The organism is Stenotrophomonas nitritireducens (assembly GCF_050984405.1).
GTDB classification, from domain to species: Bacteria; Pseudomonadota; Gammaproteobacteria; order Xanthomonadales; family Xanthomonadaceae; genus Stenotrophomonas; species Stenotrophomonas nitritireducens_B.
Genome location: NZ_CP158790.1, coordinates 1,753,429 through 1,771,076, shown reverse-complemented (window position 1 = coordinate 1,771,076; position 17,648 = coordinate 1,753,429). Strand labels below are relative to the sequence as shown.

10 protein-coding genes and 2 pseudogenes are annotated in these 17,648 nt (G+C 71.2%); 4 read left to right on the top strand and 8 right to left on the bottom strand.

Going from position 1 to position 17,648, the window contains the following annotated elements:
* Positions 1-55: 55 nt before the first annotated feature.
* Entirely contained in the window at positions 56-1,816 is a 1,761-nt protein-coding gene (aspS, locus tag ABTV91_RS07645) for an aspartate--tRNA ligase (RefSeq protein ID WP_433853944.1), read from the bottom strand.
* 161 nt (positions 1,817-1,977) lie between these two features.
* On the opposite strand from aspS, the gene ABTV91_RS07640 reads away from it, so the two are divergent.
* A complete protein-coding gene (locus tag ABTV91_RS07640; RefSeq protein WP_433853943.1) occupies positions 1,978-2,946 on the top strand; it encodes a DUF3011 domain-containing protein in 969 nt (322 codons plus the stop codon).
* Between the two features lie 32 nt (positions 2,947-2,978).
* Here ABTV91_RS07640 and ABTV91_RS07635 read toward each other — a convergent pair whose 3' ends face one another.
* From ABTV91_RS07635 to blaCESS, 4 genes are all read right to left on the bottom strand, one after another.
* The gene (locus ABTV91_RS07635; RefSeq protein ID WP_433853942.1) at positions 2,979-3,623 is read right to left on the bottom strand and encodes a hypothetical protein; all 645 of its coding nucleotides are present in this window, start codon (positions 3,621-3,623) and stop codon (positions 2,979-2,981) included.
* Between the two features lie 47 nt (positions 3,624-3,670).
* Complete coding sequence (locus ABTV91_RS07630; RefSeq protein ID WP_433853941.1) at positions 3,671-6,400, bottom strand: protein kinase domain-containing protein; 2,730 nt, start codon at positions 6,398-6,400, stop codon at positions 3,671-3,673.
* 73 nt (positions 6,401-6,473) lie between these two features.
* Positions 6,474-7,709, bottom strand: a complete 1,236-nt coding sequence (locus ABTV91_RS07625; protein ID WP_433853940.1) for a cation:proton antiporter — start codon at positions 7,707-7,709, stop codon at positions 6,474-6,476.
* Positions 7,710-7,829: 120 nt separating this feature from the next.
* Positions 7,830-8,720: a CESS family extended-spectrum class A beta-lactamase gene (blaCESS, locus tag ABTV91_RS07620; protein WP_433853939.1), complete on the bottom strand. Its 891-nt coding sequence runs from the start codon at positions 8,718-8,720 to the stop codon at positions 7,830-7,832.
* Positions 8,721-8,893: 173 nt separating this feature from the next.
* On the opposite strand from blaCESS, the gene ABTV91_RS07615 reads away from it, so the two are divergent.
* On the top strand, positions 8,894-9,763 hold the full coding sequence (locus ABTV91_RS07615; RefSeq protein ID WP_433853938.1) for a LysR family transcriptional regulator: 870 nt from the start codon (positions 8,894-8,896) through the stop codon (positions 9,761-9,763).
* A 274-nt stretch (positions 9,764-10,037) separates the two neighbouring features.
* Here ABTV91_RS07615 and ABTV91_RS07610 read toward each other — a convergent pair.
* Together ABTV91_RS07610 and ABTV91_RS07605 are read right to left on the bottom strand one after the other, a co-directional pair.
* Positions 10,038-10,217: pseudogene (locus ABTV91_RS07610) on the bottom strand (ABC transporter C-terminal domain-containing protein); the annotation flags it as partial.
* A gap of 107 nt (positions 10,218-10,324) precedes the next feature.
* Positions 10,325-12,050: pseudogene (locus ABTV91_RS07605) on the bottom strand (ABC-F family ATP-binding cassette domain-containing protein); the annotation flags it as partial.
* Positions 12,051-12,360: 310 nt separating this feature from the next.
* Here ABTV91_RS07605 and ABTV91_RS07600 point away from each other — a divergent pair.
* Complete coding sequence (locus ABTV91_RS07600; RefSeq protein WP_433853937.1) at positions 12,361-14,751, top strand: TonB-dependent receptor plug domain-containing protein; 2,391 nt, start codon at positions 12,361-12,363, stop codon at positions 14,749-14,751.
* A gap of 151 nt (positions 14,752-14,902) precedes the next feature.
* Positions 14,903-16,585 (top strand): YbaL family putative K(+) efflux transporter, encoded by a 1,683-nt coding sequence (ybaL, locus tag ABTV91_RS07595; RefSeq protein WP_433853936.1) that lies wholly within the window; start codon positions 14,903-14,905, stop codon positions 16,583-16,585.
* Positions 16,586-16,622: 37 nt separating this feature from the next.
* Here ybaL and ABTV91_RS07590 read toward each other — a convergent pair whose 3' ends face one another.
* Positions 16,623-17,528, bottom strand: a complete 906-nt coding sequence (locus ABTV91_RS07590) for a LysR family transcriptional regulator (protein WP_433853935.1) — start codon at positions 17,526-17,528, stop codon at positions 16,623-16,625.
* Positions 17,529-17,648 lie beyond the last annotated feature (120 nt).

Genomic DNA, 17,648 nt, shown 5'->3' with positions numbered 1-17,648 from the left:
AGGAGCGGGAAGCAAGCACGGCTGTTGCCGCCTCTCACTTCTCACTCCTCTCCACTCACTTCTCGCTTTTCTGGCTTTCCCGGACCCGCACGTGCACTTCGGCCAGCTGCGCGTCGGCGATCGGCGACGGCGCGTCGGTCATCAGGCACTGCGCGCCGGTGGTCTTCGGGAACGGGATCACGTCGCGGATCGATTCGGTGCCGGCCATCAGCGCGGCGATGCGGTCGATGCCGAAGGCGATGCCGCCGTGCGGCGGCGCGCCGTAGTTCAGCGCGTCCAGCAGGAAGCCGAACTTGGCGCGCGCTTCCTCGGCGCCGATGCCGAGCAGCTCGAACACCGCGCTCTGCATTTCCGGGCGATGGATGCGGATCGAGCCGCCGCCGATCTCGTTGCCGTTGAGCACCATGTCGTAGCCACGCGACACCGCGGTCCGGGCATTGGCGCGCAGGTCGGCCACGTCGTCGACGGCCGGCGCGGTGAAGGGATGGTGCAGGGCCACGTAGCGCTGCTCCTCCTCGTCCCATTCGAACATCGGGAAGTCGGTGACCCACAGCGGGCGCCAGCCCTCGGCAACCAGGCCGAAGTCCCTGCCGGCCTTCAGGCGCAACGCGCCCATGAAGTCGGAGACCTTGTTGTAGCCGCCCGCGCCGAAGAACACGATGTCGCCATTGCCGGCGCCGACGTGCCTGACCAGCGCGGCGAAGGATTCCTCGCCGAAGAACTTCTGGATCGGCGAGCTGACCGCGCCGGCCTCGTCGATCTTGATGTAGGCCAGGCCCTTGGCGCCGTACTTGGCGGCGTGCGCGGCGTACTCGTCGATCTGCTTGCGGCTCAGCGCCGCGCCGCCCGGGATACGCAGCGCGGCGACGCGGCCTTCCGGATCATTGGCCGGGCCGGTGAACACGGCGAACTCGCTGTCCTTGACCAGCGCGGCCACGTCCACCAGCTCCAGCGCGATGCGCAGGTCCGGCTTGTCCGAACCGTAGCGGCGCATCGCCTCGGCCCAGGTCATGCGCGGGAACTGCGCGTCGAGTTCGACGTCCACCACTTCCCTGAAGATCGAACGGATCATGTCCTCGACGAAATCCTGCACGTCGCGCTCGCGCACGAAGGCGAACTCCATGTCCAGCTGGGTGAATTCCAGCTGGCGGTCGGCGCGCAGGGCCTCGTCGCGGAAGCAACGCGCGATCTGGTAGTAGCGGTCGAAGCCGGCCACCATCAGGATCTGCTTGAACAGCTGCGGGCTCTGCGGCAGCGCGTAGAACTCGCCCGGGTGCATGCGCGCCGGTACCAGGAAGTCGCGCGCGCCTTCCGGGGTGGCCTTGGTCAGGATCGGGGTTTCGATGTCCTGGAAGCCGCGCGCGTCCAGGTGGCGGCGCAGCGCCTGCACCAGCTTGATGCGGGTGCGCTGCATGCGCTGCATTTCCGGGCGGCGCAGGTCCAGGTAACGGTACTTCAGGCGGGTGTCTTCGCCCGGGTTCTCATGGGCGTGGAACGGCAGCGGCGCGGCCTTGTTGAGCACGGCGATGCGGCTGGCGATCACTTCCACCTTGCCGGTGCGCATCTTGTCGTTGACCGCATGGCGCGCGCGCACCACGCCTTCGACCTGCAGCACGTCCTCGTAGCCCAGCGACGCGGCCACGGCGAACACCTCGGCGTTGTCGATCTCCACCGTCACCTGCACGATGCCTTCATGATCGCGCAGATCGATGAAGCAGACGCCGCCCTGGTTGCGGGCGACGTCGGTCCAGCCGGCAAGGGTCACGGTTTGGCCGATCAGGGTCTCGTCGACCAGGCCGCAGAAGTGGGTACGCATGGAGGGGCTCCGCAGGGGCAATACCGGCACGGGAGGACGCCGGCGAGCCGGCTATTCTGCGGCCGCCCGGCGAACGGGGCAAATCCGACCGGCAGTCACGCCCGCTTAAGCCGGACTCTCCCTATAGTTCGCCCCATCCAAACCTGAACAGGGATGCCGCCATGAACCGCACGCTGCTGCTCGCCGGACTGACCGCCCTCCTGCCGGGCGCCTTCCTCGCCACCGATGCCGCCGCACAGCCGGCCTACGGCAACGGTCCGGGCACGGTGGCCGCGGTGCGCTGCGAAAGCGTCAACAACCGCCAGCAGGTCTGCAATACTGGCTGGCGCGATGCCATCGTCGTGCGCCAGCTCTCCAACACCCGCTGCGTGGAAGGCCAGAACTGGGGCAGCCGCGATGGCGCGGTCTGGGTCAGCAACGGCTGCCGCGCCGACTTCGGCCCCGGCCGCGGCGGCGGCTGGAACGACGGCGGCGGCAACTGGGGCGGCAACAACGGCGGCACCCTCCGCTGCGAAAGCAACGACAACCGCCAGCGCGTTTGCAACACCGGCTGGCGCGGCGCCACCCTGGTCCGGCAGTTGTCCAAGACCCAGTGCATCGAAGGCCGCAACTGGGGCAGCAACAACGGTTCGGTGTGGGTCAACAACGGCTGCCGCGCGGAGTTCGCCGAGGGCCGCGGCGGCTGGGGCGGCGGCGGCTGGAATGGCGGCGACGGCCAGACCATCCGCTGCGAGAGCAACGACAACCGCCAGCGCGTGTGCCGCACCGACTGGCGGCGCGCCACCCTGGTGCGGCAGCTGTCCAAGTCGCAGTGCGTCGAGGGCCGCAGCTGGGGCAGCAGCAACGGCGCGGTGTGGGTCAGCGACGGTTGCCGCGCGGAATTCGCCGAGGGCCGCGGCGGCGGCTGGGGCGGCGGCAACGGCGGCAACTGGGGCGGTTCCAACTACAGCATCGAGTGCAGCAGCGAGGACAACCGCATGCGTTCATGCGCCTGGGAACGCCGCCAGGGCCGTCCGGTGCTGATCCAGCAGCTGTCCAGGACGCAGTGCGTGGAAGGCCGCAACTGGGGCTACAACGGCAACAGCCTGTGGGTGAACGGCGGGTGCCGCGCGCGCTTCGGCGCCCGCTGACGCCAGCCTCCCAAGGGAATCCAAGGGCGCCGTCAGGCGCCCTTTTCCGTGGCCGGCAGCGTGGCGCCCCACGGCGGCGGCGGCGTGTCCACCGGTCGCGACAGATCGAACTCGACCTGGAACAGGCGGCCGTCCGGACGCGACAGTTCGTAGAGGAAACGCCTGCCCGGCTCCACTTCCATCGCCCAGGTATTGCGCACCGAGCCGGCCAGGCCTTCGCGCCCGAACATCGCCACGGACTCGGCGTCCACCGGGAATTCCTGGCGCAGCGCGGTGCCGGCGTCGCGGGTGTCGCCGCCGTAGAGCGTGACCGCGTCCGCCGTGCCGTCGGCGTGGCGGTGGTCGTGCTTCAGGCGCAGGCGCTCGCCGACGCGGGTCAGCACCCAGGTCCGCGAACGGTCCTCGCCGACATGGAACGGCACGCGCAGCTCCTGCTCCGGTGCGTCGCATCCGCGCACGTGCATCACCAGCGCCTTGCCCTCGAACGGATCGGGCGCGTCGCTGGCCGGGCGGTTGGCGACCACGCGGCCGGCGAAGGCCTGGCCGCAGTGCTGCGCCAGCGCGGCCAGGAAGGCGGCGGCGCCGGCATCGTCGGCAGCGCGGGGAACCGGCGCCGCCATCGACGCCACCGGAACGAGGAACAACGGCAGGAGACCTGCGAGCACGGAACGTTTCATGCCCCCGACCCTAGCCGTTGCCTCCGCCGGCGACAAGCCGCCCGGGCTCACTGCCGCGATTGCGCCAGGCGCCGCAGCAGCGGGCTGTCGGCCGCCAGCTGCGCGCGGAGCACCGGCAACGCCCGCGCGGTTTCGCCGTCGCCGCGCTGGCCGGCGGCGACCAGGGCATCGGCCAGCGCGACGCGCGAGCGCGCCGTCCGCGCCGAGGACGCGCCGAGCAGGCGCGTGCTGGCGGCCACCACCGCGCGCCACGCCGCGACCGCCGCATCATCCTCGTCACGGCGCTGCAGCAGCATCGCCTGCAGCGCCTGCTGGCGCAGCGCCGTCTCGGGACCGGCCGCCGCGGCGTCGCCACGCAGCGCCGCCAGCGCGGCGTCGGCTTCGGCGATCCGGCCCGTCCACAGCAGCCACTCGGCCCATCCCTGGCGCAGGCGCAGCCCGTTGGCGCTGGTGGCCGGAATGCGCGGCAACCACAGCTGGCGGGCGCGCCGCACCAGCGCGTCGCCTTCGGCGCGGCCCTGGCGGGCGAGGAACAGCCCCAGCTGCAGTTCCAGGTCCAGCGTATCGGGGTGGTCGCCGCCGATCGCCGCGCGGCGCACCGCCAGCGCCCTGCGCCAGGCGGCCTCGGCGGCGGGCAGGTCGTCGCGGGCCTCGGCCAGCTGCGCCGCCGTCTCCAGCATCGCCGAGTAGTTGAAGCTGTCCTGGCCCATCACCGCGGCGGACAGGCGCAGCGCGGTGCGCACGTGTCCGTCGGCCCGCAGGTAGTCGCCGCGGCGGATCAGCGCGCCGGCCAGGCGGTTGTTCTCGCTGATGTAGTACACGCTGCGCTCGCCGAAGATGCGCGGCGCGCGCGCCAGGTTGGCCTCGAACGCGGCGATGGCGTCGTCCAGCCGCCCCTGGTCGAGCAGCACCAGGCTGCGCTCGCTGTGGCTGGACCAGTAGTCGAAGGACATCTCCCCGAACAGGCGCAGGAAGATCGGCGTGGAGCGCTCGAACATCGCCGCGGCGGCCGCCAGGTCGCCCTTGCGCCGGTACATCATGCCCAGGTTGTCCAGGGTCACGCCGATGAACTGGTCGCGCCGCGCCAGCTCGTGCCGCTGCAATGCCTGCCGGAAGGCCAGCTCCGCCTCGCCATAGCGCTGCTCGGACAGCAGCGACAGGCCCAGCGAGTTGTAGGACTGGGCGACGCGGAAGCTGTCGGCCGGCTGCTCGCCCAGCAGCGCCAGCGCGCGCCGCGCCAGCGCCTCGCCCTCGCGCCCGTCGCGGTTGTTGGCGTGGCTGCCGGCCAGCAGGTTGAACTGGCGCGCGGCCTCGTCGATGTTCCTTGCGCCGCCGCGCTCGGCCAGCGCTTCGGCCGAGGCGCGCATCATCGGGTTGGCGCGCACCAGGTCGCCCATGTTGCGGTAGGCCAGCCCGATCACGCCCTTGAGCCGGGCCTGCACCTCGGGCGAGGCCGCCAGCCCGGCGTCCACCCGCGCCGCGGCGCGGTCGAGCACTTCGCGTGCGGTGATGTCCACGCCAGCGCGCGCGCCCTTCTCGCGCGGGTCGGCCGCCTCGAACATCGACACCAGGAACGCGCTCACCTGTTCGGCCACCTGCGCCTGCCGCTCGGCCTCGGCGCGGGCGTCGGCCAGCCGCCAGACGAAAACGCCGGCCAGCAGCGCGACGCCGGCCAGCGCGGCGGCGCCCTTCCAGTTGCGCCGCAGCCAGCGCCCGCCGCGATAGAAACCGCCGCCGCCCCGCGCCGCTACCGGCCGGTGCTGCAGGTAGCGGCGCACGTCGGCCGCCAGCGCCTCGACCGAGGCATAGCGCTCCTGTGCGGACGCGGCCACCGCCCGCATCGCGATCGCATCGAGGTCGCCGCGCAATGCGCCGCGCCAGGCGCAGCGCGCGTCCGCCAACTGGCTGGGCGCCACCGGCGCCCGCCCCGTGGCCAGCCCGCGCGAGGCATCCTGCGCGCACAGCAGGCCGGCCAGGACCACGCCCAGGCTGTAGACGTCGCTCGCCATGCCGGCCGGTTCGCCGGCGTGCAGTTCCGGGGCGGCGTAGCCGGGAGTGAAGAACTGCACGCGCCCCTGGCTGCCGTCGTTCCCGATCAGCCGCGCGATGCCGAAATCCAGCAGCACCGGCCCGCCGTCGGCGCGCACCAGGATGTTGGCCGGCTTGAGGTCGCAATGCAGCACCAGCCGCGCATGCGCGGCCTGCACCGCCGCGCACACCTCCAGGAACAGCGCCAGCCGCTGGCGCAGGTCCAGCTGCCGCTGCCGGCAGTACGCGTCCAGCGCCGCGCCGTGCACGTATTCCATCACCAGGTAGGGCTGGCCGCCGGCGGTGGTGCCGCCGTCGTAGAGGCGCGCGATGTTCGGATGCTGCAGGCCGGCGAGGATGCGCCGTTCGGCGGCCAGCCGTTCGGCGATGCGCGGGTCGGGCGCGGCGTGCAGGACCTTGATCGCCACCTCCTGCGCGTACAGCCCGTCGGCGCGTTCGGCGCGGAACACCACGCCCATGCCGCCGCTGGCCAGGCGTTCGCACAGCCGCCAGGGCCCCAGCCGCTCGCCCTCGGCCAGTTCGGCGCGCACGCCGGCGTCGAGCAGTTCCCGCAGCGGCGGCTGCGCGCGCGACAGGTCGGCGGTCTGCGCCTGCAGCAGCTCCAGGGTCTCGGCCACGACCTGCGGATCGGCGCTCAGCCGCGCCAGTTCGGTCCGCCACTGCGAGGGATGCAGGTCGCAGACCGCATCGAAGAGTTCGCGCACGCGCTGCCAGTTGTCGCTGTCCACCACCTGCCCCGTTGTCGGTGCGCCGCAGGGCGGGCGGCGCCACGGGCCGGGATGATAGCCGCCTCCGCGCGGCCTAGCCGGACGGCGGCCTGGCGGCGTCGATCGCGGGCGAAGCGTCCGGCGCCGGCACCGTGGCCGTTTCCTGCGCCACCGCCGCTTCCTGCGCGGCCTCGCCGCGCAGCGGGTCCACGCTCAGCGGCGCGCGCAGCAGCAGCGACGGCAGCAGCGTGTTCAAGGCCGCATACAGCAGCAGCGCGCCGTACAGCACCGCCGGCGCGTCGAAGCGTTCGCGCATGATGCCGGCCAGCACCAGGGTGAAGATCAGGGTCGGCGACAGCGCCAGCGACACCCGCAGGCTGGACTGGAAGCTCTCGCCGAACAGCACCCGCCGCTGCAGCCAGACCACCGCCACGCGCAGCGGCAGCACCACCAGGGTGATCACCAGCCCCAGCCCCAGCGCCTCGAAGCTGAGCGCGTCGCCGGGCACATGGGTGCCGGCGTTGAAGAAGTAGAACGGCACGAAGAACGAGGCGAACAGGCGCAGCGCGTGCAGGTTCTCGTGCGAGGCCAGCAGCGGCATGCGCTGCTGCAGCAGGCGCGCGACCAGGCCGGCGATGAAGGCGCCCACCAGGTAGTACACGCCCAGCGAATAGGTGATGTAGGCCGCGAGCAGGCCGACCATCACCAGCAGCGAGAACTCCGAGCCCGGCGCATGCGGCGCCACCCAGCGGCCGAGGCCGACGAACAGCAGCGGCAGGCCCACCATCATCGCCAGCAGCGCCAGGCTGGACAGCGCCATGTGCGCCGGATCGCCGGCCTGCAGCACCACGAACAGCGCCGCCAGCGCCAGCAGCTCGCCGGCGATGGCCTTGCTGCTCACCCAGAACCGTTCGGCCTCGTCCAGGCCCAGCCGCGCGAGCGAATCCATGATGAAGCCGGTCGACGGGGTGAGCAGCGCCAGCGCCAGCAGCCCCGCGGCCTGCCACTGCAGGCCGCCGTAGCGCCAGCCCAGCCAGGCCACGCCGGCCAGGGTCAGGCTGCGGATCAGCAGGTGCACCAGCAGCGGCCACATGCCGCGCCGCAGGTCCTGCAGGTCCACTTCGAGCCCGGCGAACAGGAACAGGGAGGAAATGCCCAGCGTGGCCAGCAGCGTCACCACCGGGTCGTGCGCGCCGTCGCCCAGCCACAGCATCGCGCCGATGCCGAACGCCAGGCAGGTCAGCGGCGCCGGCACGCAGAAGCGCTGCAGCGCGCGCGGGATCACCAGCAGCGCGAAGATCAACGACAGGTAGACCAGTTCGCGGCTCATGCGCCCGGTTTCCGTTCCGACAGGGCGCACAGGGTACACGCGCGCCTGCTGTCCGCGTACCGTCGGGAGCATGGGCCGGACGCGGGCCGTGGCCGGTCGCGGCATGGCCCCCGCGGCGGCTCAGCCCAGGTGCGCGGCGGCCAGTTCGCCGACCCGGCGCAGGACCGCGTTGCGGCCGGCGTCGTCCAGCGCGGCGCCCTGCAGGTAGCTGGCCAGCACCCAGGGCGAGCCGCCGCGCTCCGGCCACAGCACGGCGATGTCGTTGGTGGTGTCGCGGCCGTTGCTGCCGGTCTTGTCGCCCACCCGCCAGCCCTCGGGCAGGCCCGCGCGCAGCCGCGCGTCGCCGGTCCCGTTGTCGATCAGCCAGTCGGCCAGCTGCCGCCGCGAGGCTTCGTCCAGCGCATCGCCGAGCACGAAGCGCTGCAGGTTGCCGGCCATCGCCGCCGGGCTGGTGGTGTCGCGCGGGTCGTCCGGCGCGAAGCGGTTGGCGTCCGGTTCGTAGCGCGCGGTGACGGTGACCGCATCGCCCTGGGCGCGCAGGAAGGCGGTCAGCCCGGCCGGTTCGTCGACCAGCGGCAGCAGCAGGTTGGCCGCGGCGTTGTCGCTGGTGGTCATGGTCGCCCGGCACAGGTCGCGCACCGTCAGGTCCTTGCCGGCATGGCGCGCGGTGACCGGCGAGTGGTCGAGCAGGTCCGCATCCCGCACCGGCACGCGCCGGTCCAGCGACAGCCGGCCCTGCCCGGCGCGGTGCAGCACCGCGGCGGCGAGCAGGAACTTGAAGGTGCTGCACATCGGGAAACGCTCGTCCATGCGGTGACCGAAGCGGGTGCCGCTGGCCGGGTTCCACAGGCACACGCCCAGCCGGCCGCCGCTTCCGGCCTCCAGCGCGGCGAAATCGCCGGCCGCGGGGACGGGAGCCGCCGTGGCGGCCGCGTGGGCCAGCGCGGGCACGGCGACGACGCCGGCAAGGGCGGCGCCACCGAAAACGAGGAACTGGCGACGGGCGATCATGCGGAAGCTCTCCTTGGGCATCGGGTGGCGGCGATTATTGGAAGCCGCGGCCACTTTCCACCAGCACGAAAAACCATCGGAAGCCATTAGATTTATTGGCAGCAAAGCCCACTCTTCCGGCATGCCGTGCAGGAATAATGGGGCCACCCATCACCTGTCGTCATGGCTCAGGCATGATCCGTCCCCAGCTCCCGCTCAACGCCCTGCGCGCCTTCGAGGCGGCCGCGCGCCACCTCAACTTCACCCGCGCGGCGCTTGAGCTGTGCGTCAGCCAGGCCGCGCTGAGCCACCAGATCCGCACGCTGGAAGAGCGCCTTCAGGTGACGCTGTTCCACCGCCTGCCGCGCGGGGTGGCGCTTACCGACGAGGGCGCGGCGCTGCAGCCGGTGCTCACCGACGCCTTCGACCGCATCGCCATCGCCCTGGACCGCTACACCGGCGGCCGCTTCCGCGAGGTGCTGACGGTGGGCGTGGTCGGCACCTTCGCCACCGGCTGGCTGCTGCCGCGGCTGGGCGATTTCGAGGCCTCCCACCCGGACATCGAGCTGCGCCTGCAGACCCACAACAACCGCATCGATCTGGCTGGCGAAGGCCTGGATTTCGCGATCCGCTTCGGCGACGGCGACTGGCAGGGCCAGGACTGCACGGCCATCGTCGATGCCCCGTTCGCACCGGCCTGCGCCCCGGCGCTGGCACGCCGGCTCAAGCGTGCGCGCGACCTGGCCAACGTACCGTTGCTGCGTTCGTACCGCGGCGATGAGTGGCCGCGCTGGTTGCAGGCGGCCGGTGTCAGTGGCGTGGAAGCCCGCGGGCCGATGTTCGACTCTTCGCTGACCCTGGCCAGCGCGGCCGCGGCAGGGACCGGCGTGGCCTTGCTGCCGCTGCGCATGTTCGAGCAGGAACTGGCCGAGGGGCGTCTGGTGCAACCGTTCGCGCAGACACTGGCGCTCGGGCGTTATTGGTTGACGCGGCTGCGCTCGCGCGAGGAGCGGGAGGCGATGAAGCGGTTCCGGTTGTGGTTGTTGGGGCAGGAAGGAGGTTAGGCCGGTGGCTGGCCTTGGGCGGCGTGGCGGGAGCAAAGGCAGGAAGCAGGGAACAGGAGCAGACGCTACCCCTCCCCAGCCCTCCCCTTGGCTGCGCCAAAGGGAGGGGGCGGTTCATGCGATCTGGCAGCGCGCCGCCAAGCCTGCTCTTGCCCCTCCCTTTGGCGCAGCCAAGGGGAGGGTTTGGGGAGGGGTCGGCTTTGGCTGTTGCAGTTGCCGGGAATGCCTTTACTCCAGCGCTCTCGGCGTCGCGGCCCAGCCCGCACCTGCCGCGTCAGTCGCCCAGCAGTTCCATCCACGCGGCCTCGGCTTGTTCGAGCTGCTGCGCCAACACCTCGCGTTCGCCCCCGAGCTTGCCCATCTTCGCCGCGTCGGCGTAGTTGGCCGGGTCGGCCAGCTGGCGATCGATGTCCGCCAGCGCCGCACCCAGCTGCTCGACCTTCTTCTCCGCCGCTTCCAGTTTGTGCGGGTTGACCGGCTTCTTCGCCGCAGCCGACCGGGCCGGGGCGGCTGCCTGCGCCGGCGCGGGCGTCTCCACCTTCTCCACGCGATCGGCCTTGCTGCGCGCACCCTGCGCGCTGGCGCGGGTGCGCAGCCACGCGGCGTATTCGTCCAGGTCGCCGGCGAACGGCTCGACCACGCCGTCGGCCACGCGCCAGAAGGTGTCGCAGACCAGGCCGATCAGGTGGCGGTCGTGCGAGACCATGACGATGGCGCCTTCGAACACGCTCAGGGCCTCAGCCAGCGCCTCGCGCATTTCCAGGTCCAGGTGGTTGGTCGGCTCGTCGAGCAGCAGCACGTTGGGCTGCTGCCAGGCGATCAGCGCCAGCGCCAGGCGCGCGCGCTCGCCGCCGGAAAAACCGTCCACCGGTTCGAAGGCGCGGTCGCCGGGGAAATTCCACTTGCCGAGGAAGTCGCGGAAGCTCTGGTTGACCCCGTCCGGGTCGATCTCGCGGAAGTGGTCCATCGGCGTGGCGCCCTCGCGCAGCGATTCCACCGTGTGCTGGGCGAAGTAGCCGATCTTCATGTCCGGGTGCGCGCTGCGCTCGCCGGCCAGCGGCGGCAGGTCGCCCACCAGGGTCTTGACCAGGGTGGTCTTGCCGGCGCCGTTCGGGCCGAGCAGGCCGACGCGCTGGCCCGCCTCCAGGCCGAAGCCGACATCCTTCAGGATCACCGTGCTCTTCCCTTCTCCCTCCGGGAGAAGGTGGCGCGCAGCGCCGGATGAGGGTTCGGGCGAAGCCTCGTGCGCTTGATCGCCCCGCGGGCTTCGCCCCGTACCCTCACCCCAACCCCTCTCCCGGTGGGAGAGGGGCTCTGCGGGATAGCCGCAATCGACGTGATTGAGGCGGATCAGCGAGAACGGCAGCTTGGCCGGCTCGGAGAACTCGATGCGGAACTCGCGCTCGGCGCGCACCGCTTCGGTGCCGGCCATCTTGGCCAGGCGCTTCATGCGGCTCTGGGCCTGGGTGGCCTTGCTGGCCTGCGCCTTGAAGCGGTCGATGAAGCTCTGCAGGTGGGCGCGCTCGGCCTGTTCCTTCTCGTGCGCGATCTGCTGCTGGCGCAGGTGCTCGGCGCGCTGGCGCTCGAAATCGGTGTAGCCGCCGGTGTACAGCCGCGCGGTGCCGCCGTGCAGGTGCAGGGTGTGGGTGGCGACGTTGTCGAGGAACTCGCGGTCGTGCGAGATCAGCAGCAGCGTGCCCGGGTACTTGAGCAGCCACTGTTCCAGCCAGTACACCGCGTCCAGGTCCAGGTGGTTGGTCGGTTCGTCGAGCAGCAGCAGGTCGCTGGGCATCATCAGCGCACGGGCCAGGTTCAGGCGCGCGCGCCAGCCGCCGGAGAACGCCGCCACCGGGCGGCCGTGGGTCTCGGCCGGGAAGCCCAGGCCGTGCAGCAGCTTGCCGGCGCGCGCCTCGGCGTCGTAGGCGCCCATCTCGGCCATGCGCGTATGCGCCTCGGCCACCGCTTCCCAGTCCTCGCGCGCGGTCGCGGCGGCCTCCTCGGCCAGCACCGCGGCCACCACGTCGTCGCCGCCGAGCACGAAGTCGATGGCGCGGTCCGGCAGCGCCGGGGTTTCCTGGGCCACGTCGGCGATGCGGATCCTGCCCGGCAGCGACACGTCCCCCTTGTCTGCTTCCAGCTCGCCGCGCACCGCCGCGAACAGGCTGGACTTGCCGGCGCCGTTGCGCCCCACCACGCCCACGCGGTAGCCGGCATGCAGGGTGAGGTCGACGTTGGACAACAGCAGGCGCTCGCCCCGGCGCAGGGCGAAATTACGAAGGGAAATCATCAGGGGGTCCGTTATAACGAAAAGGAATGTGCACACAAGCAACATTCCTGCGACGCGATTCTAGCGTTAACGAATACTTGACTCACGCCTTCCCGCGCACGGATTCCGTCCCGGGACGCCCTCCCCCAACCCACGCCCGCACCGCGCATGCCGGTCGAAATGCTTTCAAAAGCAACGATATAGGCAGGCCAATGGGCATTTGACACCTCGTAAAAATTCCATTAATCCATGATGGCGCACCGCACCACCCCTCCGTGACGGGCATTGCCTGTCCGCCGGTGCCGCCCATTCATACCGGAGCTGCAATCTGATGAACCGCAAGTCCAGTACGCTCGCCGTTGCCGTCGCCATCGCCCTCGGCCTCCCGGTTGCCCCCGCCTTCGCCCAGTCCGGCGCGCAGACGCTCGATACCGTGATCGTCACCGGTACCCGCGTGGCCGACCGCACCGTGGCCGAATCGCAGTCGCCCATCGACATCATCACCCCGGAGGCCCTGCAGGCCACCGGCTCCACCGAGCTGGCCACCGCGCTGTCGCGCGCCCTGCCCTCGCTCAACTTCCCGCGCCCGGCGCTGACCGACGGCACCAGCGGCGTGCGCCCGGCGCAGCTGCGCGGCCTGTCGCCGGACCAGGTGCTGATCCTGGTCAACGGCAAGCGCCGGCACCTGTCCGGCCAGCTCAACGTCAACGGCAGCATGGGCCGCGGCTCGTCGGCGGTGGACCTGAACACCATCCCGGTGTCGGCGATCGAGCGCGTGGAAGTGCTGCGCGACGGCGCCTCGGCCCAGTACGGCTCGGACGCCATCGCCGGCGTGGTCAACATCGTGCTCAAGGGCGCCGGCAGCGGCGGCAGCCTGGCGCTGGACCTGGGCCAGTACTCGGCCGGCGACGGCAGGCAGTACCAGCTCTCCGGCGACACCGGCGTCAGCTTCGCCGACGGCCGCGGCACGGTGCATTTCGCCGGCCAGCTCACCCACCAGGACCGCACCAACCGCGCCGGTCCGTTCAACGCCTACGGCCTGCCGGGCAACCCGACGCCGAACACCGGCAACTACCCGGGCGTGGGCGAGAAGACCTTCGTGGTCGGCGACCCCGAAGTGGATACCCGCGCCGTGTCGGGCAACGCCGGTTTCGATTTCAGCGACAACCTGCACGGCTATGCCACCGCCATCGCCAGCAACCGCGACATCACTTCGTTCGCGTTCTACCGCTCGAAGAACCACAACGCGGCCACCTCGCTGTTGTATCCCGATGGCTTCGTGCCGCAGATCAACCAGTACCTGAAGGACCGCTCGCTGGTCGCCGGCCTGAAGGGCAGCACCGAAGGCGGCTTCAACTGGGACGTGAGCTACAACTACGGCTACAGCCGCATCGACTTCGCCACCCGCAATACGATGAACTACGCGCTGGGCGCCAGCAGCCCGACCAGTTTCCACGACGGCGCGCTGGAGTACACCCACAACATCGTCAACGCCGACTTCTCGCAGGCGCTGGACTGGGGCCTGGCCTACCCGGTCACGCTGTCCTTCGGCGGCGAATACCGCCAGGAGAAATGGAACCAGTCGCCGGGCGAGCCCGACTCCTATCTCGGCAGCGGCGCGCAGGGCTTCGGCGGCTTCACCCCGATCAACGCGGTGCACGCCGACCGCCACAACTATGCGCTCTACGCCGGCCTTGAAGCCGACCTCAGCGACCGGCTGTCCGCCGGCGCCACGGTGCGCTACGAAGACTATTCCGACTTCGGCGACAAGACCTCGGGCAAGCTTTCGGCCCGCTATGCGTTTACCGACAAGGTGGCGCTGCGCGCCACCGTGTCCAACGGCTTCCGCGCGCCGTCGCTGGCCCAGCAGAGCTACCAGGTCATCACCAGCAACTACACCAACGGCCAGTTCGTCGAGTCGGGCACCTTCCCGGCGACCAGCGCCGTGGCGCAGGCACTGGGTTCCAAGCCGCTGCAGGCGGAGACCTCGACCTCGTACAGCCTGGGCCTGGTGCTGCAGCCGGCCGAGCGCCTGTACCTGACCATCGATGCGTTCCAGATCGACATCGACGACCGCATCCTGCTGTCCTCCACCATCAACACCAACGCGGCCACCAACGCCCTGCTGAACTCGCTGGGCATCAACAACGTCACCGCCTTCCGCTATTTCAACAATTCCGCCGACACCCGCACCCGCGGCGTGGACGTGGTGGGCAGCTACAACATCCCGCTGGCCGCCAGCGCCCTGGACCTGACCGCCAGCTACAGCTACAACAAGACCGAAGTGCAGCGGCTGGCGCCCTCGCCGGGCGTGCTGACCAGCCTGGGCCTGACCACGCCGCTGGTGGCGCGCGACGAGATCGGCCGCCTGGAAGACGCCTTCCCGCGCGACAAGGCGATCCTCGGCGGCACCTGGACCTCGGACCAGTGGACGCTGGGCCTGAACGCCACCCGCTACGGCAGGTTCACCGTGCGCCAGACCAACCCGGCACTGGACCAGGGCTACGACCCGCAGTGGGTGCTGGACGTGTCGGCCAGCTTCAAGCCGAGCGAGCAGTGGACGCTGACCGTGGGCGCGGACAACGTGCTGGATTCGCACCCGGACAAGGTCAACCCGGCCTTCACCGGCGTCAACGCCTGGGGCCAGATGCCGTACAGCAACTACTCCCCGGCCGGTTTCAACGGCGCCTATGTCTACGGGCGCATCGGCTACAAGTGGTAAACCGCGCCCAGCCCGCCGGACGTGTGGAGGAATGCCCCGGGAAACCGGGGCATTCTTTTTTCCCGCTTCGCCGCGGCATCGCCGCCGGGTTTTGTTGTCTGCGCGGAGCGCACCCGTAGAATCGCCCTGTCCCCCAGCCCTGCGAGTTCCGATGCACCATGACACCGCCCTGATCAACATGATCGCCATCGGCCTGGGCCTGGCCTTCGTGCTTGGCGCCCTGGCCAACCGGCTGCGGCTGTCGCCGCTGGTGGGCTATCTGGTCGCGGGGGTGGTGGTCGGGCCGTTCACGCCGGGCTTCGTCGCCGACCAGGCGCTGGCCAACCAGCTGGCCGAGATCGGCGTGATGCTGCTGATGTTCGGCGTCGGCCTGCATTTCTCGCTCAAGGACCTGATGGCGGTGAAGGCCATCGCCATCCCCGGCGCCATCGGCCAGATCGCCGTGGCCACCGTGCTCGGCTGGGGCGTGGCCACGCTGATGGGCTGGCCGGCACTGCACGGGGTGATCTTCGGTTTCTCGCTGGCCACCGCCTCCACCGTGGTGCTGCTGCGCGCGATGGAGGAACGGCGCCTGCTGGAGACCACGCGCGGCAAGATCGCGGTGGGCTGGCTGATCGTGGAAGACCTGGCCTGCGTGCTGGCGCTGGTGATGATGCCGGTGATCGCCGGCGTGTTCGGCCCCGAGGCGCAGGGCCAGAACCACAGCGTGGGCAGCGTGCTGGCCTCCATCGGCTGGACCTTCGTGCAGCTGGGCCTGTTCGTGGCGGTGATGCTGGTGGTCGGGCGCCGGGTGATCCCGTGGATCCTGGAACGCATCGCCGGCACCGGTTCGCGCGAACTGTTCACCCTGTCGGTGCTGGCCATCGCCCTGGGCGTGGCGTTCGGCGCGGCCGCGCTGTTCGGCGTGTCGTTCGCGCTGGGCGCGTTCTTCGCCGGCATGATGCTCAACGAGTCGGAACTGAGCCACAAGGCCGCGCACGACTCGCTGCCGCTGCGCGACGCGTTCGCGGTGCTGTTCTTCGTCTCGGTGGGCATGCTGTTCGACCCGATGATCGTGGTCGAGCACCCGTGGCAGGTGCTGGCGACGGTGGCGATCATCATGTTCGGCAAGTCGGCGGCGGCGTTCTTCATCGTGCGCGCCTTCGGCCACTCCAAGGCCACGGCGCTGACCATTTCCGCGTCGCTGGCGCAGATCGGCGAGTTCGCCTTCATCATCGCCGGACTCGGCGTGGCGCTGAAGATCCTGCCGCCCACCGGGCAGTCGCTGGTGCTGGCCGGCGCGCTGGTGTCGATCATGCTCAACCCGCTGGTGTTCGGCCTGCTCGACCGCTGGCAGGCGCGGCACAAGGAAGCCCTGCCCGTGCCGGAGACGCCGGACATCCCGCCCGGCCCGTCGCTGGACCTGCACGACCACGCCATCGTCATCGGCTACGGCCGCGTCGGCAGCACTCTGGCGCAGGTCCTGCGCGACCGCGGCGTGCCGGTGCTGGTGATCGACGACAACCGCGACCACGTCGAGCGTGCGCACGCCGCCGGCATCCCCGGCATCCGCGGCAGCGCCGCCGCCGACAGGGTGCTGGCCGAAGCGCACCCGGAGCGCGCCAAGATCGCCATCCTCGCCATCCCGCAGCCGCTGGAAGCCGGCGAGGCGCTGGCCAAGCTGCGCGCCATCAATCCCGACCTCACCCTGCTGGCGCGCGCACACAGCGACGCCGAGGTGAAGCACCTGCTCGAGCACGGTGCCGACGGCACGGTGATGGCCGAACGCGAACTGGCGCATTCGCTGGCGGAAATGGTGATGGCCACGCCGCCGTACCGCACGATGCGCGCCTGAACGCCCCCGGCATGATCCCGCGCCTGGCCGGTCCCGCTCAGGCCGCGGGATCGGCGGCGCCAGGGATGCGCGCCAGATAATCGCCCAGCCGTTCGATGGCCTGGCGCACCTTGGCCGGCTGGGTCTGCCGGTGCGGGGTCACCGCCCACACCGGCAGCGGCGGGACGTCCCACTCGGGCAGCAGCCGCAGCAGGCGGCCGTCGGCCAGCAGCGGCATCACGTCCAGGCAGGTCAGCACGGCCACGCCCAGTCCCGACTCGCACAGCTGGCGCACCGCCGGCTGGTTGTGGCTGACCAGGCGCGGGTGCGCCGGCACCTGCCGTTCCTGCCCGGACGCCCGGTGCCGCCATGCCAGCCCCGGCACCTGCGCCAGGCCCAGCCAGTCGCCGGCCGCCACCTGCAGCGGATCGGACGGCGCGCCATGCCGCTGCAGCCAGTCCGGCGCGGCGCAGGGCCAACGCTGCAGGGTGCCCAGGCGCTGCGCCATCCAGTCGCTGTCCGGCAGCCGGCCGAAGCGCAGCGCCAGGTCGATGCGCGCCTGCACCAGGTCGGTCCAGCCGTCCTCGAAATGCAGGTGCAGGCGCAGCTGCGGGTTGTCGCGCAGCCACGGCCCCAGCGCCGGGCCGATGTGGTCGGCCATGCCCAGCGGCGCGGACAGGCGCAGCTCGCCGCTGGGTGCGTGGCGCGCGGCCGACAGCTCGGCCTCGGCCTCGCCCGCCGCATCCAGCAGCCGCGCGCAGGCGGCGTAATAGCGACTGCCCACGTCGGTCAGGGACAGCTGCCGGGTCGAACGGTGCAACAGCGCCACACCGGCCTCGCGCTCCAGCGCGCGCAGCTGCTGGCTGACCGCCGAGGTGCTCATGCCCAGCGCGCGCGCCGCCGCGCTCATCGAGCCGTGCTGGACCACCTGCGCGAACAGCGCCATGCGCCTGAGATTCTCCATCGCCCCCTCCTTCCGCCGGCACCGTGAAGCGTGGCTTCAAGGTGATTGTGGCCCCCGGAGACTGCCGCCGCCAACGGGGCGGGAGGACACTGGCGTCCATCCCATCCCACGCGAGGAATC

Excerpts from the sequence above, each read along its gene's own strand:
- aspS (WP_433853944.1), bottom strand. The coding sequence starts at position 1,816 with ATGCGTACCCACTTCTGCGGCCTGGTCGACGAGACCCTGATCGGCCAA.
- ABTV91_RS07640 (WP_433853943.1), top strand. The coding sequence starts at position 1,978 with ATGAACCGCACGCTGCTGCTCGCCGGACTGACCGCCCTCCTGCCGGGC.
- ABTV91_RS07635 (WP_433853942.1), bottom strand. The coding sequence starts at position 3,623 with ATGAAACGTTCCGTGCTCGCAGGTCTCCTGCCGTTGTTCCTCGTTCCG.
- ABTV91_RS07625 (WP_433853940.1), bottom strand. The coding sequence starts at position 7,709 with ATGAGCCGCGAACTGGTCTACCTGTCGTTGATCTTCGCGCTGCTGGTG.
- blaCESS (WP_433853939.1), bottom strand. The coding sequence starts at position 8,720 with ATGATCGCCCGTCGCCAGTTCCTCGTTTTCGGTGGCGCCGCCCTTGCC.
- ABTV91_RS07615 (WP_433853938.1), top strand. The coding sequence starts at position 8,894 with ATGATCCGTCCCCAGCTCCCGCTCAACGCCCTGCGCGCCTTCGAGGCG.
- ABTV91_RS07600 (WP_433853937.1), top strand. The coding sequence starts at position 12,361 with ATGAACCGCAAGTCCAGTACGCTCGCCGTTGCCGTCGCCATCGCCCTC.
- ybaL (WP_433853936.1), top strand. The coding sequence starts at position 14,903 with ATGCACCATGACACCGCCCTGATCAACATGATCGCCATCGGCCTGGGC.
- ABTV91_RS07590 (WP_433853935.1), bottom strand. The coding sequence starts at position 17,528 with ATGGAGAATCTCAGGCGCATGGCGCTGTTCGCGCAGGTGGTCCAGCAC.